Source organism: Prochlorococcus sp. MIT 1307 (genome assembly GCF_034092395.1).
Lineage (GTDB): Bacteria > Cyanobacteriota > Cyanobacteriia > PCC-6307 > Cyanobiaceae > AG-363-K07.
Window position 1 is genome coordinate 1,411,379 of the sequence record NZ_CP139301.1, and the last position, 25,117, is coordinate 1,436,495.

The following is a 25,117-nucleotide window of genomic DNA, read 5'->3' on the forward strand; positions in this document are numbered from 1 at the left end:
AATCTATTTGGTATAGCTCAAGGCTTGGTATTTTTTGTAGTTGCTTTTTTAGATTTCACCTTGCCTTCTTCATTGTTCGACTTGGGATCAGTTTCTGTAATTTTGCTGTTTTCTTCTAGCCACTCTACAAGTTTTTCTTCTAATAAGTCTTCCTGAATAGCAGTTCGGAGCCTTTTGGGGTCAAGATTTTTTTCTGTTGAAATCTCTTGTTTAAATTCTTGAAACTTGCTTTCGACATCTTTGTCTTCCACTTCGACTTTTTCTTCTTCTGCAAGAGCTTGTAGTGCCAGTTTGCGACGAAGGTTTTCTTTTGCTTCCTCCTGAGAAGATTCCATCAGTGATTTAACAAGATCAGGCGTAAATATTGACTTAACATCCATACCCTGCTGGGCAAACTTGTGAGCCGTTTGCTCAATTATATTTCTTACTTCTTGATCAATTAAGGTTTTAGGAAGTTCAACTTCTAATTGTTTAACTAGTGACTTGATTAAGGCTTCTTTGCGATTGTTCTGATGGCGACGCTTTGCATCTTCTTTGAGTCTATTTTCTAATTCTTCCCTTAGTTCGATCATAGTTGATTTGTCACTTGCTTGCTTTGCAAATTCATCATCTAATTTTGGGAGTTCTCGTGTTTTTAAGTCTTTAAGAGTCACGGCGAAATTTGCTTTTTTCCCTCGAGCACTTTCTTCTTGATAGTCTTCTGGAAATTGGCATTTTAAGACTTTTTGATCATTAATTTTCATCTTGATTATCCCTTCTACAAAGCCTGGAATCATTTGACCTTCTTCTAATTCGATATCCATGGAATCTGCACTTCCACCTTTTATCTCACTACCATCCTCGTATTGACCTTTGAAACTAACAACCGCTACATCCCCTTTACTTGCTGCACGGTCTTCTACAGGTACTAGGGTTGCTAATTGTTTTTGTGATTGTTTGATTAACTCGTCCACTTGTTTAGGGTCAAATGTGATTGCCTCAGCTTCTGCCTCTAAACCTTTTGTTGCTTTTAATTTTGGAGTTGGAGGTATATCTGTTTCTAAAGTGACATTAAGGATTTCAGAAGGATTAAAACTTTCAAATACAGCTTCAAATCCACCATTTAACTCTGGTTCACAAAGAGCCTCGATCGATTCTTTTGTTAAGGCTTCTCTCCAAACTGTTTCTAATAGTGCTTCTAATGCAGTGGCTTTGATTCGCGCAACGCCTATTTGCTGAAGAATTACCGCTCTTGGCACTTTCCCTTGACGGAATCCTGGAAGTTTGATTGATCGACTCAGTCGAGATAATGCTTCTTCGTAACTGGCTTTACAGCGTTCAGCTGGTATCTCTAATTCCACCGCAATGCGGCTACCAGGTAAGGCATTGGTTTTGATTTGCAATGCAGCAGCACTCATTGGGATAGGAGATTGTGACCAGTACAAATCACATTAATTAAGCGCGGGACAATCCCTTGACGCGTATTGTGGCATCAACGCTTTGACTGCTGAAGGGTGAGCCTTATATTGCATAAGGTCATGACGTTTGAGTCGCTCAATCTTCTGTTAAAGGTCTATACCTCATTAATTCGTTGTTTTTCAAACCACTGCCTCAGAACAAACCACTAATTGTTGCTGTCCTTGGTTCAAGCGGGGCAGTAGGCCAAGAGTTGATTGGACTTTTAGAGGAGCGTTCTTTTCCTGTTAGTCAGTTGCGCTTATTAGCATCTAAGCGTTCAGCAGGAAGTGTGCAGATTTGGAAAGGTACCAAAGTTAAGGTGCAAGAGGTTAGTGAAGTGACTTTTCAAGGTGTTGATCTTGTTTTAGCTTCTGCTGGGGGATCAGTGTCACGTGATTGGCGACACGCTATTAATGCTGCTGGTGCAGTGATGATTGATAATTCCAGTGCTTTTCGTATGGATTCAGATGTGCCATTAGTAGTTCCAGAGGTGAATCCTGAGACTGTTTTTAATCATCATGGGGTGATAGCGAACCCTAATTGCACGACAATTTTGTTAGCTTTAATTCTTGCTCCATTAGCAAAACGCATTCCAATACGAAGAGTAATTGTTTCTACATATCAGTCAGTTAGTGGTGCAGGGGCAAAAGCCATGGAAGAGCTGAAAAATCTGAGCCTAAAAGTTTTGAATGGTGAGAACCCTGATAGTGAGGTATTGCCTTATTCACTTGCTTTTAATCTATTTCTTCACAATTCACCACTTCAAGAAAATAGCTATTGCGAAGAAGAAATGAAAATGGTCAATGAAACAAAAAAGATTTTGGGATTACCAGAGTTGCAGTTCACTGCAACGTGTGTACGTGTTCCAGTCCTAAGGGCACATTCTGAGTCAGTAAATGTTGAGTTTGTTGAGCCTTTTCCTCTTAAAGAAGCTCAAGACATTTTAAATTCTGCTGCAGGAGTGACTTTAATTGAAGACTTTCAAAAGAATCGTTTCCCTATGCCCATAGATGTTACTGGCCAAGATGATGTTGCAGTGGGTCGAATTCGTCAAGATATCAGTAACAAGAATTGCTTAGAGCTCTGGTTATGTGGTGATCAGATTCGAAAAGGTGCGGCTCTTAATGCAATACAAATTGCAGAATTATTAGTAAATAAGTCATGAGTTCTATTGCTGAATTATCTTCTGTTCCTTTTGGTCGCTTGTTAACAGCGATGGTTACACCTTTTGCTGAAGATGGACGAGTAGATTTGTCCTTGGCAGCACGTCTTGCTGGTCATCTAGTCGATCAAGGTTCTGATGGGATTGTGGTTTGTGGCACCACTGGTGAATCACCCACACTTAGTTGGAAGGAGCAACATCAGTTACTTGAAACAGTTCGTGAGGCAGTTGGCCCAGATATTTTTGTCTTGGCGGGTACTGGCAGCAACAGTACTGCTGAAGCTGTAGAAGCTACGCGAGCAGCGGCTGCGTCTGGAGCTCATGGTGCCTTAGTAGTGGTTCCTTATTACAACAAACCACCTCAAGAAGGATTGGAGTCTCATTTTCGGGCAATTGCCGCTGCTGCGCCTGACTTACCACTTATGCTTTACAACATTCCTGGTAGGACAGGCTGTGTGCTTGAGCCCAAAACTGTTGCAAGTTTGATGGATTGTCAGAATGTAGTCAGTTTTAAGGCAGCGAGTGGAACAACTGAGGAGGTTACGCAATTAAGGATGGAGTGTGGTCCAAAATTAGCTATTTATAGTGGTGATGATGGTTTGCTTCTTCCAATGTTGTCTGTAGGGGCTGTTGGAGTAGTTAGTGTGGCCAGTCATCTGGTAGGACTTCGTCTCAAGGCGATGATTAATGCCTATCTCGAGGGTCAGGTTTCTATTGCTCTTCAATATCATGAGGAGTTGCAACCTCTTTTTAAAGCTCTATTCGCCACTACGAATCCAATTCCTGTCAAAGCTGCATTAGAGCTTGATGGTTGGCCTGTTGGAGCTCCTAGGAGTCCTTTACTTCGCTTAAATAACCAAATGAAAGATGAACTGTCCAAAATTCTTTCTGCGTTGCCTAAGCATTAATGTCAGGGCTTCTCTAAAAGCTTGCTTTGCGTTCTGCGCTATCGCAATACCTCTCACCAGGTAGTTTTTTCATACTCTTTCCATGACGTCCAGTACCATCAATTTGAATAGTTCGAATTCCAGATCTTCTGGTAGCTCCAAAACGAAGGAGCCTTGCTTACGCGTAATTCCTCTTGGCGGTCTCCATGAGATTGGCAAAAACACTTGTGTCTTTGAGTATGGCGATGACCTCATGCTTGTGGATGCAGGACTCGCATTCCCCGACGATGGAATGCATGGTGTCAATGTCGTAATGCCTGATACGACTTACCTGAGGGAAAACCAGAAACGTATTCGTGCCTTAATCGTTACACATGGTCATGAGGATCACATTGGTGGTATTTCACACCACTTGAAGCATTTCAAGATCCCAATTATTTATGGTCCTCCCTTAGCTATGTCGATGCTGCAGGGAAAGATGGAAGATGCAGGTGTCAATAACTGCACAACTATTCAGACAATTACTCCTCGAGAGGTTGTCAAAGTTGGTCAGCATTTTTCGGTTGAATATATTCGCAACACCCATTCAATTTCTGATAGTTTTTCGCTGGCTATCACTACTCCTGTTGGGGTGGTGATCTTTACTGGAGATTTCAAGTTTGACCATACGCCTCCAGATGGAGAGCATTTCGACATTCAGCGATTAGCTCATTACGGAGAGAAGGGTGTTCTGTGTCTTTTTTCAGATTCGACGAATGCGGAAGTGCCTGGCTTTACGCCGTCTGAACGTTCTGTATTCCCTAACCTTGATCGCCACATAGCGACCTCAGAGGGTCGAGTGATCGTTACAACCTTTGCTAGTTCTACTCATAGGGTTGCAATGATCATTGAGCTGGCCATGAAAAATGGCAGGAAAGTAGGGCTAATGGGTCGTTCCATGCTCAATGTGGTTGCAAAGGCTCGAGAGTTGGGCTACTTGAGATGCCCTGATGATTTATTTGTACCGATTAAACAAATTCGTGATTTACCTGATCGTGAAACCTTGTTGTTAATGACCGGTAGTCAGGGTGAACCAATGGCAGCGTTAAGCCGCATATCTCGAGGAGAGCATCAACATGTTCAAGTAAAGAGTACTGACACAATTATTTTTTCTGCTAGCCCGATTCCTGGCAATACCATTTCAGTGGTCAATACCATTGACAGTTTGATGAAGCTGGGAGCCAAGGTTGTTTATGGCAAGTCACAGGGTATTCATGTTTCTGGTCATGGCTGTCAAGAAGACCATAAGTTGATGCTTGCATTGACCAGGCCAAAGTTCTTTGTGCCTGTCCATGGTGAGCACAGGATGCTTATTTGCCATAGTAAAAGTGCTCAATCTATGGGCATTTCATCGGACAATATTTTGATTCTTGAGAATGGGGATGTTGTTCAACTCACTCCAGATTCAATCTCTAAAGGTGAATCAGTGACTGCTGGGATAGAACTACTTGACGCTTCAAGGGAAGGCATCGTTGATAACCGAGTATTGAAAGAACGTCAGCAATTAGCTGAAGATGGTGTTATCACAGTTTTAGCCGCAGTAAGTACTGATGGTGTAATGGTTGCTCCGCCCAGAGTGAATTTGCGTGGTGTTGTCACTAGTGTTGACGCGAAAAAGATGTCTCTTTGGACTGAGAGGGAGATCACCTGGGTTTTAGAGAATCGTTGGAAGCAACTTGCTCGTCAGACGGGTGGAAGTTCAATAGAGGTTGATTGGATGGGTTTGCAGCGTGAGGTTGAAGCTGGTTTAGCTCGACGTATGCGGCGTGAGCTGCAAGTAGAGCCATTGATACTTTGCTTAGTTCAACCTGCTCCTGGGGGAACACCTGTTTATAAAGGCAGGACAGATCTTGAAACTGATTCAAAACCGATTACTAGGCGGGTTGATGGACCTCGTTCTGGGCGTGATAGTGCATCGGCTGCAACTCCCGTTAAGGTTTCTAAAGCTGCAGCACAATCTGCCCCTGGAGTTGAGCCACCCTCTAAATCAGTTGTAGTTAAGAGTCAACAAGTTGAATCTCAAACTGAGATGCCAACCGGTCGTACACGACGGAGGCGCTCAGCGGTTGCTTCTTGAAAAATTTCAAAATGAATGATGGTTCTCTTTGAACTGTTTACTGGGTTTGCGTGAGTTCAATTGATTCGCGCTTCCAATTTATTTTCCATCCTTGGCTGAGATGCGAACATCCTGGAGTTTTGTTGGTGCCAATTTTGTAGCTAAGTTCTTCAAGTTGAGCTGCGGATAGCACAGGAGCTTCTTTTTGTTTTAGCCATCGCGCTAATAAAGTTGCTCTTGCGGTTAATGAAAGTGTAGAAAAAGCTTGCCTATACAGACCCTGAGGATGTTCGATTGCTTGAAGTAAAAGAGTGGCGATGGCATCTTGATCTTCTTTGTAATGACATAGCCTTTCTGCAAGTGATGCCATTCTCATGCTGCACCCAGGGTGGAGTTCTTCCAAGATGGGAAAGATTTTTTTACGAACTTTATTACGGCTCAGTGTAATATTTTTATTAGATGGATCAATCCATATAGGTAGTTTCATCTCTTTGCAGATTAAGGCTGTATCATCTCTACTGAAATCAAGTAATGGACGGACTAAATATATACCTTTCTCAAGATTTCTTGATTCTGGAAGAGTGCTAAGTCCAGCTAAATCGCACCCTCTAGCCAGATTAAGTAATAAAGTCTCGGCTCGATCACTACCTGTGTGACCCGTCAGAATATGAGTGCAAGTGTGGAACTTATCTTTTGCAATTTTAGCTAACTGTTCATATCTCCACTTTCTTGCATAAGCTTCGCTTTTGGTTAGTTCTTTTGTTGTTTGATGAGAGAAGAAATTCAGGTTTTTTTCTTCACACCAGCTTTTGAGTTCTTTTGCGATATCTCCAGACTTTTGATGCCAGCCGTGATCACCATGCCATACGTATAACTTCCACTTGTGCAATCTTTGGAGATCAACTATTAGTTGTAGTAGCGCCATTGAATCTTGACCTCCAGAAACTGCTATCAGCAGAGATGATCCGTCGGGAATAAGATTTTTTTTAGTAATTAATTTTTTGTGCAGTCGAAGGTGCCATGGTGTCCACGGTTTTGAGTTGCTCGTGGACATGGACATTGTTGTTTGGTTAACCAACTCAATCAATTTTGTTAGAAGATGGTGGGTGTGGATGGGACAATCAGTTTGTTCGATGGTCTTTTAATGGCTCGTCTTCACCATTTACCTCCTGCATTGCAGCAAAGTCTTGAGCAACGTTCTCTCCTTAAGGTTATTGCTGGCCTAAGCAATTTTGACCCTGTTTCCGTGGAAATGGTTGCCAGGGCCGCTGGTGGTGGTGGTGCTGATTTGCTTGATGTTGCCTGTGAACCTGATTTGGTGCATTTAGCAATCCATGCCTCTGGATTGCCAGTTTGTGTTAGTGCAGTGGAACCTGACTTATTCCCTAAAGCCATAGAAGCTGGTGCAGCGATGATCGAGATAGGGAATTTTGATTCTTTTTATTCACGAGGGCGTTTCTTTTCCGCACAAGAGGTCTTTCAGTTAACTATTCAAACTAGAAAGTTGTTGCCCAATGTTGTTTTATCTGTAACTGTTCCGCATGTTTTACCTTTACACGAGCAAGCACAATTAGCCTTGGACTTGAGTAATGCAGGTGCTGATTTAATTCAGACTGAAGGTGGAACTAGTTCGCGGCCTTTAAGTGCAGGCAATTTAGGAATGATTGAGAAAGCCGCTCCAACATTGGCAGCTACTCAAACTATTTTTGATAGTCTTAAACAAGCAGGTAATGACATTCCTTTGCTTTGTGCTTCAGGCCTTTCAGCAGTGACTGTGCCAATGGCATTAGCTGTTGGCGCATCTGGCGTAGGAATAGGATCTGCTGTCAATAGGCTGAGTAATGAGTTAGAAATGATCGCAGTAGTTAAAAGATTAAGAGAAGCAACTTCTTCATTTTCTTCTTCCCTCGCCGTGAGCCAAAAGTGTTCTTGATAATTATCTAGAGGCTTGAAATTTGTATAAAAAGCAGTTCTAACTTGACTTAACAATATCTTTTTCCTTTAGTTATTGCTTTGTCGAATATTTCACTTGAATGGAAGTCAATGCAAAGTAGCGACGTTTTAGCTATTGGATTTTAAAATCAATATTCAATAAACATCACATGCAATATTCCTACAACTGCAATGGCTATTTTTTAGTGAAATTAATGTGATGGCTAAACATCGACTAACTGCTCCTTACAGTCCCAAAGGTGATCAGCCACAGGCCATCGCTCGTTTAGTAGAGGGAGTCAATGCAGGAAAGCCTTATCAAACTTTGTTGGGTGCAACTGGTACGGGAAAAACCTTTACAATTGCAAATGTAATTGCCCAAACAGGTAGGCCTGCACTTGTGTTGGCACACAATAAAACTCTTGCTGCTCAGCTTTGTAATGAACTAAGAGAGTTTTTTCCTGACAATGCTGTCGAATACTTTATTTCTTATTATGATTATTATCAGCCAGAAGCATATGTTCCTGTAAGCGATACTTACATAGCCAAGACAGCATCAATTAATGAAGAGATTGATATGCTTAGACATTCCGCAACTCGATCACTATTTGAAAGGAAAGATGTAATTGTTGTGGCATCTATTAGTTGCATATATGGCTTGGGTATTCCTAGTGAATATTTAAAAGCTTCGGTTGGATTCCAAGTTGGCGATGTTATTGATTTACGCCAAGTTTTGAGGGAATTAGTGAATAATCAATATATGCGAAATGACTTTGATATAAATCGAGGCCGCTTTCGTGTGAAAGGAGATGTATTAGAAATTGGGCCTGCTTATGATGACAGATTGGTCCGTATAGAGCTATTTGGTGATGAAATCGAAGCGATTCGTTTTGTTGATCCAACTACTGGTGAAATACTACAAAGTTTAGAGAACATTAATATTTACCCTGCGAAACATTTTGTAACCCCTAAAGATCGTCTTTCTAGTGCAATCAAGGCTATTCAAAATGAGTTAAAAGAAAGATTAGATAGTTTAAATGAACAAGGAAAATTATTAGAGGCTCAAAGATTAGAGCAAAGAACCACTTATGATTTGGAGATGCTAAAAGAAGTCGGATATTGTAATGGGGTTGAAAATTATGCTAGACATTTATCAGGGCGCCCAGAAGGATCCCCTCCTGAATGTCTAATAGACTACTTTCCAAAAGATTGGCTCCTGGTTGTTGATGAAAGTCATGTAACTTGTTCTCAATTAAGAGCAATGTACAATGGTGATCAGTCAAGAAAAAAGGTTCTAATAGAGCATGGGTTTCGTTTACCAAGTGCAGCCGATAATCGACCCTTAAAGAGTGAGGAGTTTTGGAAGAAGGCTAGACAAACTGTTTTTATCAGTGCAACTCCAGGTGATTGGGAATTGAATAAGAGTGATGGAGAGGTTGCGGAACAAGTTATCAGGCCAACTGGAGTACTCGATCCTTTGGTAGAGGTGCGCCCTACTGAAGGTCAGGTTGATGACTTGTTGGGTGAAATAAGAATCAGAGTCAAGAAAAAACAGAGAATTTTAATCACAACTCTGACAAAAAGAATGGCAGAGGATTTAACAGATTATCTTTCAGAAAATAGTGTTCGCGTTCGATATCTTCACTCAGAAATTCATTCTCTTGAACGTATCGAGATTATTCAGGACCTTAGATTGGGTGAATATGATGTTTTGGTTGGAGTTAATCTTCTACGTGAAGGATTAGATCTGCCTGAAGTTTCATTGGTGGTCATACTTGATGCTGATAAAGAAGGTTTTCTTAGAGCTGAAAGATCTTTGATTCAAACAATTGGAAGAGCTGCGAGGCATGTTGAAGGTATGGCACTTTTATATGCAGATAACCTTACTGAGTCGATGACGAAAGCAATTACTGAGACAGAGAGGCGTAGAAATATTCAAAAATCTTATAATGAGAAATATGGGATAGTACCTAGACCTGCTGGCAGAAAGGCTAGTAATTCCATTCTTTCATTCCTTGAGCTCTCTAGACGATTGCAAGCCGAAGGCAATAATAGTGATTTAATTCAAATTGCATCAAAAGCAACGGATGATATTCATAAAGAAGATCTTGGAATGGCCTTAGAAGCATTGCCAGAGATCATTAATAAACTAGAAGAAAAAATGGGTATGGCTGCAAAACAGTTGAATTTTGAAGATGCTGCGAAGTTACGCGACAAGATTAAGCACTTAAGACAAAAGTTGATTGGGCATTTCAGTGACTAGTTATTACCATTTACTCACCTAGTTTAAAACAATCATGGACTGCTTTGAGTGCAACTAATCCATCTTTTTTTGCTACAACACAACTGGTGCGGATTTCGCTAGTTGCAATCATTGCAATGTTGATTTTTGCCTGAGCTAATGCTCTAAACATACGAGCTGCTGTCCCAGGTGTGGCAGGCATACCTGCACCAACTGCGCTCACTCGTGTGATTTCGGGCCCGTCTTCTACCTGAGCACCTGGCCACTTTGCTAACAACGGGGCAAGTGCCTTTCCTGCATTTTGACGATCGTTTTTTTTGAGAGTGAAACTTATATCTCGTGAGCCATCTTTTTGCTGCCTTTCAGATTGCACTATTGCATCTAAGCTAATTCCTGCATCTGCTAGTGCTGTGCACAATGCAGCCGCTGTTCCTGGTTTGTCAGGAACGCCTCTGACGCTTACTTGGGCTTGATCTGGATCGAGAGCAATCCCTCTGACTTCAGGCTCTCCAATTCCATTTGCTCCTGGATTTACTTGGATTTGATGTTCATCTAGTTCAAAGGCATCTCCCACTGCGCGCATTCCTTTTGGGCCTAGTGATTTATCAATGACACAACTTACTTTGACTTCGCTCGTTGCGATTAGCCTAAGGTTGATTCCTTTTCTGGAAAGGGTATCAAACAGTGTTGCTGCAATCCCCGGCCGTCCCATGATGCCAGCCCCACTAATGCTTAGTTTGGACATTCCGCTTTGAGCTAAGAGTTCTCCCCCCATCTGTGAGAGGACACTCATACAAATCGTTCGGGCTTTAGGTAATTCTTCTTCGTTAACTGTAAATGTGATGTCATTACTATTGCCTTCATGCGTTGCTTGGATGATTAGATCCACATTGACACCTGCATTAGACAACTTCTCAAATAAATCTGCTGCTACGCCTGGTTGATCTGGGACATGAGATAGTCCTAGTACTGCTTGTCCTTCTACAAGCTCCACCCCATCGACTGGGCGTCCCAGCTCTAGTCCATCTCGACCTAACGAACGCTTGCTTTCACTAGTTAATGTTGTTCCTGGATCATTGGTCCAGCTTGAACGCACCTTCAGCTTGACTCCGTAGTTTCTAGCTAGCTCTACTGCTCTTGGGTGTAGTACTGCTGCGCCTAAACTAGCTAGTTCAAGCATTTCGTCACAGCTCAAACTGGGCATTAATTTCGCATCTGCCACCTTGCGTGGATCAGTGGTTAGTACCCCTGGGACATCAGTGTAAATTTCACATGCATCGGCACTTAATGCAGTTGCAAGAGCTACTGCAGAAGTATCTGATCCTCCTCTGCCAAGAGTAGTGATTTCTGCTGTGCCGCCACTACTTAGACTGGTTCCTTGGAATCCAGCAACCACAACAACATATCCTTCTTCTAGCCTGTTTTTTATACGCTCAGTCTTTACTTCTAGTATTCGTGCACGCCCATGAGAAGATTCTGTGACTATTCCAACTTGGCTGCCTGTCATAGAAATTGCCTGCACACCCAGTTCATGAAGTGCGATTGAAAGTAAAGCTATTGATACTTGTTCTCCTGTTGCCAGCAGCATGTCCATTTCTCTTTGAGGTGGATTGCTACTAATTGCTTCTGCGAGGCAAGTTAACTCATCTGTTGTATGGCCCATTGCAGAAACTACAATCACCAGCTCATGCCCCAATTCCCTGCTGCTAGCAACTCTTTTTGCTACTGCTTGGATTCTTTTGACACTCCCTACAGAAGTACCACCAAACTTTTGGACCAACAAGGCCATCCAATTATCCTAGGAAGGGTGTAATCCTTTTAGTTTGCATTTACTTAAAGCAATTGTCGCTAAGTAGACCCTCTTTGAAAGCATCTGCAGGCAAAATACCTTTTTTTAAAGCAGCTTCTATATCTAACAAACAACCAAGTAATTCGAGAAAGCGATTGGGTAGCTTGCCTTGGAGTTGTTTGCGCATTACATAAATACGTTTGGGATTTGCAATACCTGCTGCTTTAGCAATTACACCAACATCTTTTTCCCCTTGTTTTTCCAGAAGACTTACCCAAAGCCATCCTCTTACTTGGCTTGTGAGTGTTGCCAGAATGCGAAGTGCTGGCTCGCCTTTATCAAGTAATGCATTCAACCGCTCAAGTGCTTCTCCAATATTGTCTGCTAGTAAAGAATCTCCTATTTGCAGCGCATTAGTTGCCATACCTTCAATTAAAGCTTGAACAATATCTGCGGTTATATAAGCCTTTTGTTGGTGTGTATTGGTTTTGTTCTTTCTTGTGTCCGCGAGTATTGAAAGCTTTTTGAGTTCTGAAGTCAGCTTTCCACTGTCATTTCCTATTGCTTCTACAAGGAGAGCAGTGGCCTCGGTTGTAAGTGTAATGTCCAATTCTTTAGCTGTACGCTCTACTAGTTTTGTTTTACCTGCGCCATCCCAAATTGCTGGCAGGACAAAGCTTTTTTCAAAAGCTTGGTTTTTTTTGATGAGAGCTTGGAGTGCTTTTGTAGCTTTTAATCGGCCGTCAGGCTTATTTGTGTTGCTAAGAATTAAGTGGGTTTTGCTAGGAACTAGTTCAAGAATTTCTTCAAAGCTTTTTGCAAGATCGCTAGAACAACCATTACAAAAAGGGCTGCGTTTGACCAAGATCACCCTACCTCCATTGCCAAATGGAGGAGTTCGCACCTCTTCTAGAGCTTGACTTGCTTGCAAGTTGTCTGATCCATCTAGACGACTAAGGTTGACGCTTGTCCATACAGGATCAATAATTTTTTGAATTAGGGCTTCTACTGCACGATCGCTGGCAGCTGAATCATCTCCCCAAACTAGGTGTATTGGCATAGTTCAAGTTAGATCATTGGTTTGTTTCATAGATCATGTTTTAAATATGTTTGAGACTGACGACAGTGCAAGTGAAAACAATTGATCATCCAATTTTTCTGGAGAGTATTGCTTTTATACAGTCGCAACTAGGTTGGACTGGATTAGACCCTTTGCAACAGCAAGTTCTTGAAAGGTTGATTCATAGCAGCGGAGATTTTGACTTGAAGTCTTTGATTAGCTTTAGTCCTGGCGCGTGTCAAAAAGGAGTGTTTGCATTGCAGTCGGGTGCAAACATTTTTACAGATACTGCAATGGCATTAGCGGCCGTTTTACCTATGGCTGTACGAACTTCTAATGCAAAAGTTCGTACAGTGCTTGATTGGGTTCCTGAAAAGACTGTTGAAGGGACCACGCGAACTGCACTTGGCATGAAGCGAGCTTGGCAAGAACTTTCAATTGACTGCACTTCACCTCCACCTATTGTTTTAATAGGTAGTGCTCCTAAGGCTTTGGAGACTTTATTAGATTTGGTCTCGCAAGGCTCAATCGCTCCTAGTTTGATTATTGGTATGCCAGTTGGTTTTATTGGCGTAGCTGAGAGTAAAAGGCGCTTGTCGCTTAGTGGCTTACCCAATATTGCGTTAGGTGGTACTAGGGGTGGAGCGGGACTGGCCGCAGCAGCAATGAATGCTTTATTGCGAGCCTCTATGTCCTAGTTTGCAAGAGATAATTAGGCTGTTTCGTTGATAGCCTGTTTTTGTAGCTCAATATCTTTACTCATGAATGATTTCTTTTTTCTGTAGCTGATTTAATAGGTAATGTGCTCTTTGTATCACATCTTTAGGGACTCCAGCTAGACGAGCAGCTTCTATTCCATAACTTCGATTGGCACCACCTGGTGCTACTTGGTGAAGAAAGTGCAATTCTTTTCCGCTTTCTTCTACTAAGACTTGGAAGTTTTCTACATTATTTAAGGAGTCTGATAAATTATTTAACTCGTGATAGTGAGTTGCAAATATTGTCCTACTTTGTATTTTTTTTGCTAGAAATTCACTGACAGACCATGCGATTGAAAGCCCATCAAAGGTTGCAGTCCCTCTTCCTATTTCATCAAGAAGTACTAGTGATCGATTCGTCGCATGATTCAATATGTATGCAGTTTCTGCCATTTCAACCATGAAAGTTGACTGTCCTGCCGCAAGATCATCAACTGCCCCAACACGAGTAAAGATTTTATCTGTAATACTTAGAGAGGCTTTTTTTGCGGGAACCCAACTTCCAATTTGTGCTATTAATTGAACCAAACCAATTTGCCTAAGGTAACAACTTTTCCCGCTAGCATTAGGCCCAGTAAGGATGATGAGATCAGTGCCAGAGCCTAGCTTTACATTATTTGGTTTGAAAGATTCTTCAACTAGTATTTGCTCAACTACTGGATGTCTGCAGCCTTCAATATTAATTATTCGAGAATTATTTTTCGAGTTTTCATCAATAATTGTTGGTTTGCAATAATAATTAGTTGCTGCTATTTCTGCTAGTCCAGTTAACGCATCTAGCCCAGCTATGGATCTCGCGGAATCGCGAATAGAATTTGCTTTATTGCCTATAATCTCTCTTAAATTGCAAAAGATATCATATTCTCTTCGAGCTGCTCTTGCTCTGGATTGAAATATTTTTCCTTCTCTTGCTTTGATCTCAGGAGTGATAAATCTTTCCTCATTGGAGAGAGTTTGCCTTCTTATCCAATGTTCTGGAACTTGTTTAGCCTTAGATTTTTTGACTGCGAGGAAGTAACCAAACGTACGGTGATATTGCAAACGAAGATTTATATTTTGACTTAATTTTTTTTCTAATTCCTCTTGGCTTTTTAGCCATGTATTATGATCATCAAGCTGATTTCTTAGCCCATCAAGCAATTGGTCAACACCATCATGAATAAGTCCACCTTCACTTAAACTTAAAGGTGGATTATCTATAAGTTGATTATGAATTAGCTCTGCTAATTGCATTAACTCTTTATTCTCTTGAGTAAGAGTAGTGAGCCAAGATGGACCTTTTGCTGAAATGCTTTTAAGTTGCTCGGCCAGATGAGGAAGCCGATCTAAACCATCAGCTATTGCTACAAGATCTCTGGCACCTGCTTGTCCTGCACCAGCTCGACCTGCTAATCGTTCTAGGTCGCCCATTGAGCGTAGTAATTTGCGTATGGACTTTCGAAGCCCACGAGAGGCAACCAGTTCACTAATTATCTCTTGACGGGCGCGAATGTCTGAAGCCTTAATGAGGGGTTTGTCTAACCATCTACGTAGACACCGCCCTCCCATAGCGGTGAGAGTTTTATCAATCGCCCATAGAAGGGAGCCATGAAATTGGCCATCTCGTTGAGTACTTGTTATTTCTAGATTTCTTCGAGTTTGTGCATCAATAACTAAAGAATCTTCTTGAAAAGTTATTTTGGGGAGATCTAGTGGGATTTTTGCTGAGCTTCCAAAGCATTCGCTTGCATCATTGATGGGATTAGTGTTATTTAAGTAACTTAGTAACCCTCCAGCTGCTCTTAGAGCTAATGGCCAGTTTTGAAGGCCAGAGCCATTTATAGTTGTTAGTTCGAAATGAGCTTTAAGAGTGAGTTCAGCTTCGGGGCGACTGAAAGGTGTTTTTTGGGTTTGCGTGAGATGAAGTCGATCTGGGCACCAATCATTGGGTGTTTCTACCTCATTTTTCGAGCATAGAACTTCTGAAGCTTCGAGTTTGTTTAGTTCTTGATATAGCGATGAGCTTCCCTCTCTTTCCATTACAAGAAATTCCCCAGTACTCACATCTGCTGTTGCAAGTCCCCAACACAATGATTGTTTTTGGCTTTTGCTTTCTATGACAACAGCAGCTAGCCAATTGTTACGACGAGCTTGGAGCATTCCTTCCTCAATAACTGTTCCAGGAGTAAGGACTCTTGTAATTCCTCTCTTAATAAGGTTGCCTTTGCTTGGTGTGTTTTCTAGTTGGTCACAAATGGCCACACTTAGACCTTTGCGTATTAATTCTGCGCAATAGCGTTCAGCAGCGTGATGGGGAACTCCCGCCATTGGGACGCGCCCAATAGTTTTTCCTCCTTCTTTTCCTGTTAGTGTTAAATCTAAAATTTGTGAAAGTTTGATTGCGTCTTCAAAAAAACATTCAAAAAAGTCTCCCAGCCTATAGAGCAATACCCTTTCTGGATTGGCCGTTTTAAGTTCGACATAGTGTTTAAGTACTGGTGTTAGAAGCTCTATATCAACCAGGTTGTGATGGGACCACGTTGGCAGATCAGAATTGGATGAAGAATTGTCGTTTGAGCTAGATAAAAATTCCTTGCCTGACTTGAAATTTGTTGACTTGGCTTTTCTTGGGCGTAGTTGAGCATCCTTAGTGAGCTCCTCATCAGAAAAATCGTCGCTTGACTTCAGATTGTTGGATGGAGAATATTTTGAATCGATACTGACTGCTTTGGCATCTCCAAATAAACTGCCTTGCAGGGGCTCTACGTCGGCTGCCATCGAAGTCCCCATTCCCCAAACAGACGCATAGTAAATGCATTGATTCTTTTTGGATGTGAAGCCTCGCGACAACCGAGCCTGGCTTTTCCTGAAATCTGATGTCTTCGTGTGAGAATATTTATCTGCATAGAGCACTTTTTCCGCCGCTCCGATTTCAATGCTGGTTATTAACGCCTTTACAACGAACGCTGTTCTATTTGCTTCTTTGCTTTTGGTAATCGGTGTACCAGTTCTTTACATGACCCAGGCCGATCCTTCTGATCGTCGCAATGGGAACATTAAAAGAATTGAGATCCTTGGTGGAGTTTGGTTCCACTTAGTACTGATTCAGGCAATTGTTGGTGAATATGTAACTCACCAGACATTTGGTCTTTGAACTTAGTGGGTTCTAAAAATTAGTTGCTTTAGCCTGTCTACAGCCATCTAATTTTTTCAGGCTTAAATTCTGTTGATTTAAATCGGTCTACCCTCGAGACCCTACGGTAGTAATAATTCAAGAAATATTTTTGAAACCATGGCCACCATTGAAGGACGCTTTACTGATGCGTCTAGATTGCGTATAGCTGTAGTTGTTGCTCGATTTAACGATCTTGTGACTAATAAGCTTCTTAGTGGGTGTTTGGACTGCTTAGAAAGACATGGCATTGATACTTCTGTTGAAAGTAATCAATTAGATCTAGCTTGGGTACCTGGATCTTTTGAACTGCCAATTGTTTCTCAATCCTTAGCTCGCAGTGGGAAATATCAAGTATTAATTACTTTGGGAGCTGTAATCCGTGGCGATACCCCTCACTTTGATGTTGTAGTAGCAGAGGCTAGTAAGGGCATTGCCGCAGTTTCTAGGGATACTGGCGTTCCTGTGATTTTTGGTGTATTAACTACTGACACGATGCATCAGGCTCTTGAGAGGGCAGGAATAAAGAGCAATCTTGGTTGGAGTTATGCTTTGCAGGCTTTAGAAATGGGTTCATTGATGAATGCAATTGAGTCAATAAAGTCTTCTACTTGAACGATTCAATTGACCAGGTCCCCTGATTTAAGGCATGCTGATCTGAGCTTGAGGGATTTTTTTCTTCTTGCCTTTTGCGGATGTAGCTCAGTGGTAGAGCATCTCCTTGCCAAGGAGAGGGTCGAGAGTTCGAATCTCTTCATCCGCTTTCTTTGAAACTCTTTGATAACAAGCTTTTAGAAGATCTATAAATGGGTTGCATTATTAAATAGTGTCAAGTCTGCTCATAGGCAGCTAAACACTTAGTTGTTTTTTATCGGAGAACACATTTGCGAAAATTGGACTGCATATATCTCTATAGCAATCCTCAGAAAAGCAAATTCAGTGGACTGAGCCATTTATAAAATGGTAAAAATTTTTTAGGACGTTGAGATTGGAGATGTTTAGATTCAGCCTCTTAAATCCTTGTTATTTAGCTTTTTGAGACTGGGGGCTTTCCTCCTTTTTGGTCATCTACTAATGAGTTAAGGAGTGAAATGATGCTTTCCCGTGTTTCAAGAGGGTGATCCACTATGTCTTGACACAGACATTGGAGCAAATAATCACGGTGAGACGTATGAGCCGACATACTCGTATTGCCATATATCTCGAACAACTTAGCAATATATCTAGTGTCTGCTCTATGTATGTATACCTATATTTAGTGTTTTTTCAGTTTTAATCCTGTGAAAGGAGAATTTGCTTTTTAAGTATGGATGGTTTTATCTAATAGGTAGGTGGTAAGAGCTTTTATGCCTGTTCATTTCGAATAACAAGCAAGTTTTGGCTATGACACTCTTGAAAGCCAAGCTGCAAATAAAACTCAGCACTATTTGTTGTCATTAAATAGATTCTTTCAACATCTTTTAATGCTTTGGATGATACAAGCGCTTCAATAACGTCACGACCTAGCCCTAGTCCTTGTAAATCGCCTGCTACTACGATGTCCCAAAGCACTGCTCGATAAATTCCATCGCTAGTTGCACGACCGAATCCAACCATTCGATTGCCTCGCCAAAGACTTATAACAACAGTGCTGCTTGCTAGTGATAGACGTATTTGTTTTTTTGTTCGACCCTTAGCCCAAAAGGCATGTTTATCCAATAGTTGCTTTAACTTGAGGATTCCTCGACTTGGTAGGAATCTTGGTCCAAGTCCTAATAGACGCAAGCCTGGGGCACCAGGAGCATGCTTGACAAGTCTGATTCGACTCATTGCCTTAGCTCCACTTCAGCATGCTCCTGGTGCTTGGTAATAATGCCTGAGAACGCATTGAAATCTTGAAAGTTGAGACTATCAACCCAGTCATTATTATGATTTTGGTTGCTGTTTGAGCTTTTCTTCACTGCAAAATAGAATATTGGTTTGCTATTACTACTTGTTGTACTTATGAAGTAAATCAGGGAGCTAGTTAGGCTGAAAGAATATTTTTGGTAGATGGTCAAATCATGCTCAAGGTTTTGCTGGGAGATCCCAATGCCCGCAAGCTGAAGCGTTACCAGCCGATTGTCACTGAAATCAATATCCTCGAAGCGGATATTGCTCCTTTAAGTGATGAGCAACTCCGTTCAAAAACAGCAGAGTTTCGCGGTCAACTCGAGAAAGCAGGAAATTTAGACAAACAACGTGAGTTGTTAGATGAACTTTTGCCTGAAGCTTTTGCAGTGGTTAGGGAGGCTAGTAAAAGAGTGCTAGGGATGCGTCATTTTGATGTCCAGTTGATTGGAGGAATGGTTTTACATGAGGGACAAATTGCTGAGATGAAAACTGGCGAGGGAAAGACTTTGGTGGCTACTCTGCCAAGTTTTCTTAATGCACTGACTGGTCGAGGAGTTCATGTTGTCACTGTTAACGATTACTTGGCTAGACGAGATGCTGAGTGGATGGGACAAGTGCATAGATTCCTTGGCTTAACTGTTGGTTTGATTCAGCAGGAAATGAATCCCGTTGAACGAAGAAATAATTATGCTTGTGATATCACTTATGCCACGAATTCAGAGCTTGGGTTTGATTATTTAAGAGACAATATGGCCACTGATCTTGATGAAGTTGTGCAGAGGGAATTTCAATATTGTGTGATCGATGAAGTCGATTCAATCCTTATTGATGAAGCTCGGACACCTTTAATCATTTCTGGGCAGATAGAAAGACCTCAGGAGAAATATCAAAAGGCAGCTGAGGTTGTAGCTGGTCTTCAGAGAGCAGCCGAAATGGGCAAAGATGGGATTGATCCAGAGGGAGATTATGAAGTCGATGAGAAGCAAAGAACATGTACGCTGACTGACGAGGGGTTTGCCAAAGCTGAGCAGACCCTTGCTGTTCGTGATTTATTTGATCCTGCTGACCCTTGGGCTCATTACATCACTAATGCATTAAAGGCGAAAGAGCTATTCGTCAGGGATGTTAATTACATTGTGCGTGAAGGTGATGCAGTCATTGTTGATGAGTTCACTGGGCGTGTCATGCCAGGTCGACGTTGGAGTGATGGCCAGCATCAAGCTATTGAAGCGAAGGAGCAGTTAACTATTCAGCCAGAAACTCAGACTCTGGCATCGATTACATATCAGAACTTTTTCTTGTTATATCCACGTCTTGCAGGAATGACGGGTACAGCGAAGACGGAAGAAGTTGAGTTTGAAAAAACTTATAAGCTTGAGACGTCTGTAATACCAACTAACCGTCCTATAGCGAGACAGGATTGGGTCGACCAGGTTTTTAAAACAGAAGCAGCTAAGTGGCGAGCTGTGGCTAAGGAGACAGCAGAAGTTCATAAACAAGGTCGACCTGTTCTTGTAGGTACAACAAGTGTTGAAAAAAGCGAGCTTTTGAGTTCTTTGCTGTCAGAGCAGCAAATTCCTCACAACTTATTGAATGCCAAACCGGAGAACGTCGAACGAGAGGCAGAAATTGTTGCACAAGCTGGACGTGCTGGGGCAGTTACGATTGCAACAAATATGGCTGGTAGAGGGACAGATATCATCCTTGGAGGGAATAGTGACTATATGGCTCGTCTGAAATTAAGGGAGGTTCTTTTATCAAAGTTAGTTAAACCTGAAGATGACCATAAAGCTCCAATTCCTTTACAACGCAGCCGTAAATCTTCAGTTGGATTTGACGCTAAGAGCGCTAATGCTAAAGAAAGTGATAGTCAAGTATCTACTGAGGCCCGAGCAATTGGGAGTCTATATCCCTGTACCCTAACGGAGGAAACAGATCAATTTCTTATTACTTTAGAAAAGGATCTTGTTAAATCTTGGGGAGATAGGGCTTTAAACATGATCGAGTTGGAGGATCGAATTGCTACAGCTGCAGAAAAAGCACCAACTGATGATTCAGATATTGCATCGTTAAGAGAGGCAATTGCAATGGTCAAAGCAGAGTATGACGTTGTTGTTTTGCAGGAGGAAGTTCGGGTGCGAGAAGCCGGAGGTTTACATGTCATTGGTACAGAGAGGCATGAATCTCGACGAGTTGATAATCAATTAAGAGGCAGATCTGGAAGACAGGGTGACTTAGGAAGTACTCGATTCTTTTTGTCACTAGGTGATAACTTGCTTCGGATTTTTGGTGGTGAAAGAGTTGCTTCTCTAATGAATGCGTTCCGAGTTGATGAAGATATGCCTATTGAATCTGGGATGCTTACACGCTCATTAGAAACTGCTCAAAAGAAAGTAGAAACTTATTATTATGATATTCGGAAACAAGTTTTTGAATATGATGAGGTAATGAATAATCAGCGCCGTGCTGTTTATTCTGAAAGGCGACGAGTTCTAGATGGAAGAGCTCTAAAAAAACAGGTAATTGGTTATGGTGAAAGGACTATGGATGATATCGTGGATGCCTATGTCAATCCTGACTTGCCTCCTGAAGAGTGGGATACTGTTCAATTGATTGAAAAGGTTAAACAATTTGTTTATTTGCTTGATGAACTTAATCCAGAAGATGTCAAAGGGTTGAACATGGAAGAACTTAAGGCCTTTTTACAAGAACAATTAAGGAATAAATATGATATCAAGGAGAGTCAGATTGAGGTGGGAAGACCTGGCTTGATGAGAGAAGCGGAGCGCTTTTTTATATTGCAGCAAATTGATACTTTATGGCGTGAACATTTGCAAGCAATGGACGCACTGCGTGAATCAGTTGGGCTCAGAGGTTATGGACAAAAAGATCCTTTAATTGAATATAAAAATGAAGGATATGATATGTTTTTAGAAATGATGACAAATATGCGTCGAAATGTAATTTACTCTATGTTTATGTTTCAACCAGCTCCTACAGAGAACAATGTTAAAGAGGTGTGATTTTATGGGTTTTCGCCTATAAATTCTATAATTTCTCTATCCTTTAAGTTTTGAGATTCCCCTGATAAAACATCTTGAGGGATACGTCCTTGTGTGACATCTTCAAAGCAAATTTGTAGAGCACAGAGTTGATTTTCTAGTTGGTCAATTCGCTCCATGAGATTACGGATGACATTTGCTTCAGCGTCGGGCAGGGCAGAGTGAGCTAACGGGTTTATTTTTACCCCACTTTGATGGACTACACGCCCAGGTATTCCGACGACTGTGCTATTTGCTTCTACGTCTCGTACAACTACTGAACCTGCGCCAATCCTTGTATTAGCTCCAACTTTAATAGCTCCAAGAACCTTAGCCCCTGCCCCAACAACAACGTTTTCAGCCAATGTGGGATGTCTTTTCCCACTTTCCTTGCCCGTCCCTCCCAGTGTTACGCCTTGATATAAAAGGCAGCGATTGCCAATTTCTGCTGTTTCACCGATAACTACACCCATGCCATGATCTATAAAGACTCCTTTCCCAATTCTTGCTCCAGGGTGAATTTCTATACCAGTTAGTGATCTTGTGAATTGACTTAGTAATCGCGGAACAAGTGGAACGTGATATTTCCAAAGATTGTGGCTAAAGCGATGAAGAGAAAGGGCCTGAAACCCTGGATAACAGAGCAGAATCTCCAGTAGCCCTCTTGCGGCTGGATCTCTTTCTCTGATGATGGCTAAATCGCTCTTGAGGGTTTTGAACAGCATGGTCTTAGATTACTAAGTCTGATTAAGCAAGTAGGCCTATCTCCTTACGTAATTGTTCGATTGTGGAGTCGCTTAGATATTTTTCAGCACAATGAACTTGAGGCATGCGTATTAGTTGTGAACGATTTTGACGAAGGCAATGTTCAACTAAAGGCAGGCTAGGGCTATCACAAAGCACATGACTAGCAGCGCGAAGTAGGGCTAGTAATCTGCTGCCAACATCTGGTGTTGCTGTCATGAGTAACAGTTCATTGCCTCTCATACTGTGCAAAATGACTTCTGCAGCTCTCAAAATGCCAGGACTAATACTTACAAGCCCCACGCAGCTGCCAGCTCGAAGTTCTTTGAGCATTGATAATTCTTTTCTAAAGTCACTGAGGTCTACTGCTACTGCTCTGACTGAATGACGTTTAGCTAGTTCTTCTAAAGGTTTTAGGAAGTATCTACTAGTTACCACTGTTCCGTTAGTTGAGCTTTCTAGTACGCTTTCCAGCTCCTCCATGGGAACAACTTCTACGGGAACATCCAAATTTGGAGAAAGCTCTTCCGCTATAAGCATTGAGGCTCCAATGTCTTCTCTTGGTGTGCTTACTAAAACTCTTGCTCCACAACGGAGACGCCAATCAATTTCGCGAGTTAAAAGTTCTCTTGTTTGTTGCAAGGTGCAGCCCGCATTTAATAATCCGTCTACACATTTGCGGACTTCTTGATCTAGATCTTTTACGCCTTTATTTCGTATATGCGGAGAGATACGTACTTCTCTTTGTTTTTGTTGATCTCGAACATAAATACCTGATCCAGCAATTGCTTCAACTACGCCATCAGTTTCTAGTTGGCGGTAAACCTTGCTAATGGTGTTGCGATGGAGGCCTGTCTGCATTGCAAGTTGTCGAGTACTTGGCAGACGGTGACCAGGAGGGTAATGGCGTGCTGCTATTGCGAAACAGATCTGGTTGTAGAGCTGGCTCGATGCAGGGATGTCGCTTTCTTGCTGAATATGAAATCGCACGCAGCAGGGCCAGGTCGCAATGTGGCTACGATAAGGACTGGAGGCACTGGTGACAATCTCCCCTTTGTCCCAAGAAACTGTGACAGTTCCAGGATCATAGTTGGGGACTGCGATTAGGGGTTATCCAACAATTTGGAAAAATTTATCTTTTGATGGGTTATTTTCTTTTTAGTTTATTTGGCTTGTATCTTTTATAACCTTAAATTTCTCTCACCTTAGTGCTACTAGCCACTTTGGTTGACCCTACTCTGGGTGGAGTACTAATTGTTCTTACTGTCCGAACAGGCCCAGAGTTGTTTTGCTCCTTTTTCACCAGAGGTGTCTTACGAGGCGTAAGAAACATAATCATATTTCGGCCTTCGCGTTTTGGAGCTTGTTGAACTTCAGCTTGCTCTTCTAGGTCCTTAGCCATTCGCCTTAAAAGTGTTTCGGCTAGAGCAGTGTGCTGAATTTCACGGCCTCTAAAAATAACTGTGCACTTGACTTTGTCACCGGCTTTTAGAAAGCGCACTGCATGCCCTATTCGAACGTCGTAATCATGTTGGTCAATTTTGTACCGCATTTTGACTTCTTTGACTTCAGTCTGATGTGATTTTTTCTTGGCTTCTTTCGCTTTTTTTTCCTGTTCAAATTTGTACTTGCCGTAATCCATGATTCGGCAGACAGGTGGGTCTGCCTTTTCGCTAACAAGAACTAGATCTAGTTCTCTTTCTTTTGCTACCTCTAAAGCTTCTTCTCTATTGATGACTCCTAGTTGCGTTCCGTCTGCGTCTACTACCCTCAGTTTGGGATAGTTGATGCGATCATTAATGTTTGGGAGCTCCCGTACTGGGGCGCGACGATCAAAACGAGGACGTGGTGGCATTCAGTGGGTTAAAGGAACAATGCAGACCAAAAAGAAATCAAAGCTCATGTCTGCTTTACGGAGTCTAGACCGGTCTTGATCAAAGATAGTGCTTCTCTCAGTGGTTCCTCATCGTTCAGCCATATTGGATTGTGTTGCCTACGAAACCAGGTCCGTTGTCTTTTTGCAAATTGATTGGTGCGAAGATTGGTGATTTCAATGGCTTTTGTGCGTGTTAACTTCCCTTGAATAACCTTCAAAGCTTCCCCATAACCAATTGTTTGTAAAAGAGAAAGATCCTGGTTGTATTGATGAATTAATTGCTCTGTTTCTTCTATTAGGCCATTTTTGTATAGCTGAGTGGTGCGTTTGGCAATTCTTTCGCGAAGATTTTTCGGGTTTAACCCTAACTCAAGAATTTTCCAGGGCGGTGGTTCAGCACTTTCTTGTTGGGTGATTGATTTTCCAGTCGCAAAAAGTACTTCGAGTGCTCTTTGAGTTCGTACTGCATCAGCTGGTGCAATACGTTTAGAAGCATTCGGATCAGAGGATTTAAGAATTTGATAGCACTCTTGTTGCCCTATTTCAGAGAGTTGTTTGCGAAGATCCTGGATTGGAGGAACGGCTGAAGGACGAAGTCCAGATGTAAGTGCTTTGAGGTATAACCCACTTCCCCCAACTAAGAACGCCATGGGATTGTTTTTTAGGCTGTTTTTCAGGCTTGCTTGAGCTGTTTCTTGAAATTCCTTAAGGGTGATTGGTTCATCTGGTTTGCGTATGTCTATCAGGTAGTGCCTCACTCTATTCATCTGTTCTTTGGATGGTTTCGCTGTCCCTATGTCCATGCCGGCATACAGCTGACGAGAATCGATGTTATGGATACCTAGTTTTAATTTCGCTGCGAGGTCAATCGAGATTTCAGTTTTGCCGCTAGCGGTTGGTCCTAGAAGAACAATGATTAGTGGCTTAGTGGCTTGCATTAATTTCTTTTAATTGTGTCCTGCCATAAACGATTGACAGAAGCATTTGGAAAATAGAGACTTTCGTGGAAGCCAGTGGTAAATTGTGATTGCTGGGTATAGGTTTCTGGTAAATGAGGCCTCTTAGAACAAG

The 25,117-nt window shown here is 41.9% G+C and carries 20 protein-coding genes and 1 tRNA gene; 10 read left to right on the plus strand and 11 right to left on the minus strand.

The window, feature by feature from the left end:
- Nucleotides 1–17 precede the first annotated feature (17 nt).
- Complete coding sequence (gene tig / locus SOI82_RS07190) at nt 18–1,397, minus strand: trigger factor (RefSeq protein ID WP_320666767.1); 1,380 nt, start codon at nt 1,395–1,397, stop codon at nt 18–20.
- A gap of 173 nt (nt 1,398–1,570) precedes the next feature.
- On the opposite strand from tig, the gene SOI82_RS07195 reads away from it, so the two are divergent.
- From SOI82_RS07195 to SOI82_RS07205, 3 genes are all read left to right on the plus strand, one after another.
- Nucleotides 1,571–2,602 (plus strand): aspartate-semialdehyde dehydrogenase, encoded by a 1,032-nt coding sequence (locus tag SOI82_RS07195; RefSeq protein WP_320666768.1) that lies wholly within the window; start codon nt 1,571–1,573, stop codon nt 2,600–2,602.
- Nucleotides 2,599–3,507, plus strand: a complete 909-nt coding sequence (gene dapA / locus SOI82_RS07200; protein ID WP_320666769.1) for a 4-hydroxy-tetrahydrodipicolinate synthase — start codon at nt 2,599–2,601, stop codon at nt 3,505–3,507. The genes SOI82_RS07195 and dapA overlap by 4 nt, the downstream gene beginning before the upstream one ends.
- An 82-nt stretch (nt 3,508–3,589) precedes the next feature.
- Nucleotides 3,590–5,602, plus strand: a complete 2,013-nt coding sequence (locus SOI82_RS07205) for a ribonuclease J (RefSeq protein WP_320666770.1) — start codon at nt 3,590–3,592, stop codon at nt 5,600–5,602.
- A 37-nt stretch (nt 5,603–5,639) separates the two neighbouring features.
- Here SOI82_RS07205 and tilS read toward each other — a convergent pair whose 3' ends face one another.
- Complete coding sequence (gene tilS / locus SOI82_RS07210) at nt 5,640–6,635, minus strand: tRNA lysidine(34) synthetase TilS (protein ID WP_320666771.1); 996 nt, start codon at nt 6,633–6,635, stop codon at nt 5,640–5,642.
- Nucleotides 6,636–6,725: 90 nt separating this feature from the next.
- On the opposite strand from tilS, the gene SOI82_RS07215 reads away from it, so the two are divergent.
- Nucleotides 6,726–7,514 carry a DUF561 domain-containing protein gene (locus tag SOI82_RS07215; protein ID WP_320668380.1) on the plus strand — a complete coding sequence of 263 codons (789 nt, stop codon included), beginning with the start codon at nt 6,726–6,728 and terminating at the stop codon, nt 7,512–7,514.
- 219 nt (nt 7,515–7,733) lie between these two features.
- A complete protein-coding gene (uvrB, locus tag SOI82_RS07220) occupies nt 7,734–9,776 on the plus strand; it encodes an excinuclease ABC subunit UvrB (protein WP_320666772.1) in 2,043 nt (680 codons plus the stop codon).
- Between the two features lie 10 nt (nt 9,777–9,786).
- On the opposite strand, the gene SOI82_RS07225 is transcribed toward uvrB, so the two are convergent.
- Together SOI82_RS07225 and holA are read right to left on the minus strand one after the other, a co-directional pair.
- Nucleotides 9,787–11,544 carry an aspartate kinase gene (locus tag SOI82_RS07225; protein ID WP_320666773.1) on the minus strand — a complete coding sequence of 586 codons (1,758 nt, stop codon included), beginning with the start codon at nt 11,542–11,544 and terminating at the stop codon, nt 9,787–9,789.
- Nucleotides 11,545–11,584: 40 nt separating this feature from the next.
- Nucleotides 11,585–12,604, minus strand: a complete 1,020-nt coding sequence (holA, locus tag SOI82_RS07230) for a DNA polymerase III subunit delta (protein ID WP_320666774.1) — start codon at nt 12,602–12,604, stop codon at nt 11,585–11,587.
- 71 nt (nt 12,605–12,675) lie between these two features.
- Here holA and SOI82_RS07235 point away from each other — a divergent pair, with 71 nt between their 5' ends.
- Complete coding sequence (locus SOI82_RS07235) at nt 12,676–13,302, plus strand: precorrin-8X methylmutase (RefSeq protein WP_320666775.1); 627 nt, start codon at nt 12,676–12,678, stop codon at nt 13,300–13,302.
- A gap of 57 nt (nt 13,303–13,359) precedes the next feature.
- Here the strand turns inward: SOI82_RS07235 and mutS are convergent, their stop codons facing one another.
- Both mutS and SOI82_RS07245 read right to left on the minus strand, forming a co-directional pair.
- Nucleotides 13,360–16,119, minus strand: a complete 2,760-nt coding sequence (mutS, locus tag SOI82_RS07240; RefSeq protein ID WP_320666776.1) for a DNA mismatch repair protein MutS — start codon at nt 16,117–16,119, stop codon at nt 13,360–13,362.
- Nucleotides 16,104–16,247: a hypothetical protein gene (locus SOI82_RS07245; protein ID WP_320666777.1), complete on the minus strand. Its 144-nt coding sequence runs from the start codon at nt 16,245–16,247 to the stop codon at nt 16,104–16,106. Before SOI82_RS07245 ends, mutS begins: the two co-directional genes overlap by 16 nt.
- A 29-nt stretch (nt 16,248–16,276) precedes the next feature.
- On the opposite strand from SOI82_RS07245, the gene psbZ reads away from it, so the two are divergent.
- The 3 genes from psbZ to SOI82_RS07260 all read left to right on the plus strand — a co-directional run bounded on the left by psbZ (nt 16,277) and on the right by SOI82_RS07260 (nt 17,276).
- A complete protein-coding gene (gene psbZ, locus SOI82_RS07250) occupies nt 16,277–16,495 on the plus strand; it encodes a photosystem II reaction center protein PsbZ (RefSeq protein ID WP_320666778.1) in 219 nt (72 codons plus the stop codon).
- A 138-nt stretch (nt 16,496–16,633) separates the two neighbouring features.
- Nucleotides 16,634–17,128 carry a 6,7-dimethyl-8-ribityllumazine synthase gene (gene ribH, locus SOI82_RS07255; RefSeq protein WP_320666779.1) on the plus strand — a complete coding sequence of 165 codons (495 nt, stop codon included), beginning with the start codon at nt 16,634–16,636 and terminating at the stop codon, nt 17,126–17,128.
- Between the two features lie 76 nt (nt 17,129–17,204).
- Nucleotides 17,205–17,276: transfer RNA gene (locus SOI82_RS07260), tRNA-Gly, on the plus strand.
- Nucleotides 17,277–17,857: 581 nt separating this feature from the next.
- Here the strand turns inward: SOI82_RS07260 and SOI82_RS07265 are convergent.
- Nucleotides 17,858–18,322, minus strand: coding sequence for a GNAT family N-acetyltransferase (locus tag SOI82_RS07265; RefSeq protein ID WP_320666780.1), 465 nt, complete (start codon nt 18,320–18,322; stop codon nt 17,858–17,860).
- A 233-nt stretch (nt 18,323–18,555) separates the two neighbouring features.
- On the opposite strand from SOI82_RS07265, the gene secA reads away from it, so the two are divergent.
- On the plus strand, nt 18,556–21,408 hold the full coding sequence (secA, locus tag SOI82_RS07270) for a preprotein translocase subunit SecA (protein WP_320666781.1): 2,853 nt from the start codon (nt 18,556–18,558) through the stop codon (nt 21,406–21,408).
- 2 nt (nt 21,409–21,410) lie between these two features.
- On the opposite strand, the gene cysE is transcribed toward secA, so the two are convergent.
- From cysE to miaA, 4 genes are all read right to left on the minus strand, one after another.
- Nucleotides 21,411–22,151 carry a serine O-acetyltransferase gene (cysE, locus tag SOI82_RS07275; RefSeq protein ID WP_414153499.1) on the minus strand — a complete coding sequence of 247 codons (741 nt, stop codon included), beginning with the start codon at nt 22,149–22,151 and terminating at the stop codon, nt 21,411–21,413.
- Between the two features lie 22 nt (nt 22,152–22,173).
- A complete protein-coding gene (locus SOI82_RS07280) occupies nt 22,174–23,160 on the minus strand; it encodes a GntR family transcriptional regulator (RefSeq protein ID WP_320666782.1) in 987 nt (328 codons plus the stop codon).
- A gap of 199 nt (nt 23,161–23,359) precedes the next feature.
- On the minus strand, nt 23,360–24,025 hold the full coding sequence (gene infC, locus SOI82_RS07285; RefSeq protein WP_320666783.1) for a translation initiation factor IF-3: 666 nt from the start codon (nt 24,023–24,025) through the stop codon (nt 23,360–23,362).
- A gap of 44 nt (nt 24,026–24,069) precedes the next feature.
- Nucleotides 24,070–24,984, minus strand: coding sequence for a tRNA (adenosine(37)-N6)-dimethylallyltransferase MiaA (miaA, locus tag SOI82_RS07290; protein WP_320666784.1), 915 nt, complete (start codon nt 24,982–24,984; stop codon nt 24,070–24,072).
- Nucleotides 24,985–25,117 lie beyond the last annotated feature (133 nt).

Coding starts and splice junctions, on each gene's coding strand:
- tilS (WP_320666771.1), bottom strand. CDS start 6,635: ATGTCCACGAGCAACTCAAAACCGTGGACACCATGGCACCTTCGACTG.
- psbZ (WP_320666778.1), top strand. CDS start 16,277: ATGCTGGTTATTAACGCCTTTACAACGAACGCTGTTCTATTTGCTTCT.
- miaA (WP_320666784.1), bottom strand. CDS start 24,984: ATGCAAGCCACTAAGCCACTAATCATTGTTCTTCTAGGACCAACCGCT.
- holA (WP_320666774.1), bottom strand. CDS start 12,604: ATGCCAATACACCTAGTTTGGGGAGATGATTCAGCTGCCAGCGATCGT.
- uvrB (WP_320666772.1), top strand. CDS start 7,734: ATGGCTAAACATCGACTAACTGCTCCTTACAGTCCCAAAGGTGATCAG.
- mutS (WP_320666776.1), bottom strand. CDS start 16,119: ATGGCAGCCGACGTAGAGCCCCTGCAAGGCAGTTTATTTGGAGATGCC.
- tig (WP_320666767.1), bottom strand. CDS start 1,397: ATGAGTGCTGCTGCATTGCAAATCAAAACCAATGCCTTACCTGGTAGC.
- SOI82_RS07225 (WP_320666773.1), bottom strand. CDS start 11,544: ATGGCCTTGTTGGTCCAAAAGTTTGGTGGTACTTCTGTAGGGAGTGTC.
- cysE (WP_414153499.1), bottom strand. CDS start 22,151: ATGCTGTTCAAAACCCTCAAGAGCGATTTAGCCATCATCAGAGAAAGA.
- SOI82_RS07215 (WP_320668380.1), top strand. CDS start 6,726: ATGGCTCGTCTTCACCATTTACCTCCTGCATTGCAGCAAAGTCTTGAG.
- ribH (WP_320666779.1), top strand. CDS start 16,634: ATGGCCACCATTGAAGGACGCTTTACTGATGCGTCTAGATTGCGTATA.
- SOI82_RS07205 (WP_320666770.1), top strand. CDS start 3,590: ATGACGTCCAGTACCATCAATTTGAATAGTTCGAATTCCAGATCTTCT.
- secA (WP_320666781.1), top strand. CDS start 18,556: ATGCTCAAGGTTTTGCTGGGAGATCCCAATGCCCGCAAGCTGAAGCGT.
- dapA (WP_320666769.1), top strand. CDS start 2,599: ATGAGTTCTATTGCTGAATTATCTTCTGTTCCTTTTGGTCGCTTGTTA.
- SOI82_RS07265 (WP_320666780.1), bottom strand. CDS start 18,322: ATGAGTCGAATCAGACTTGTCAAGCATGCTCCTGGTGCCCCAGGCTTG.
- SOI82_RS07245 (WP_320666777.1), bottom strand. CDS start 16,247: ATGCAGATAAATATTCTCACACGAAGACATCAGATTTCAGGAAAAGCC.
- infC (WP_320666783.1), bottom strand. CDS start 24,025: ATGCCACCACGTCCTCGTTTTGATCGTCGCGCCCCAGTACGGGAGCTC.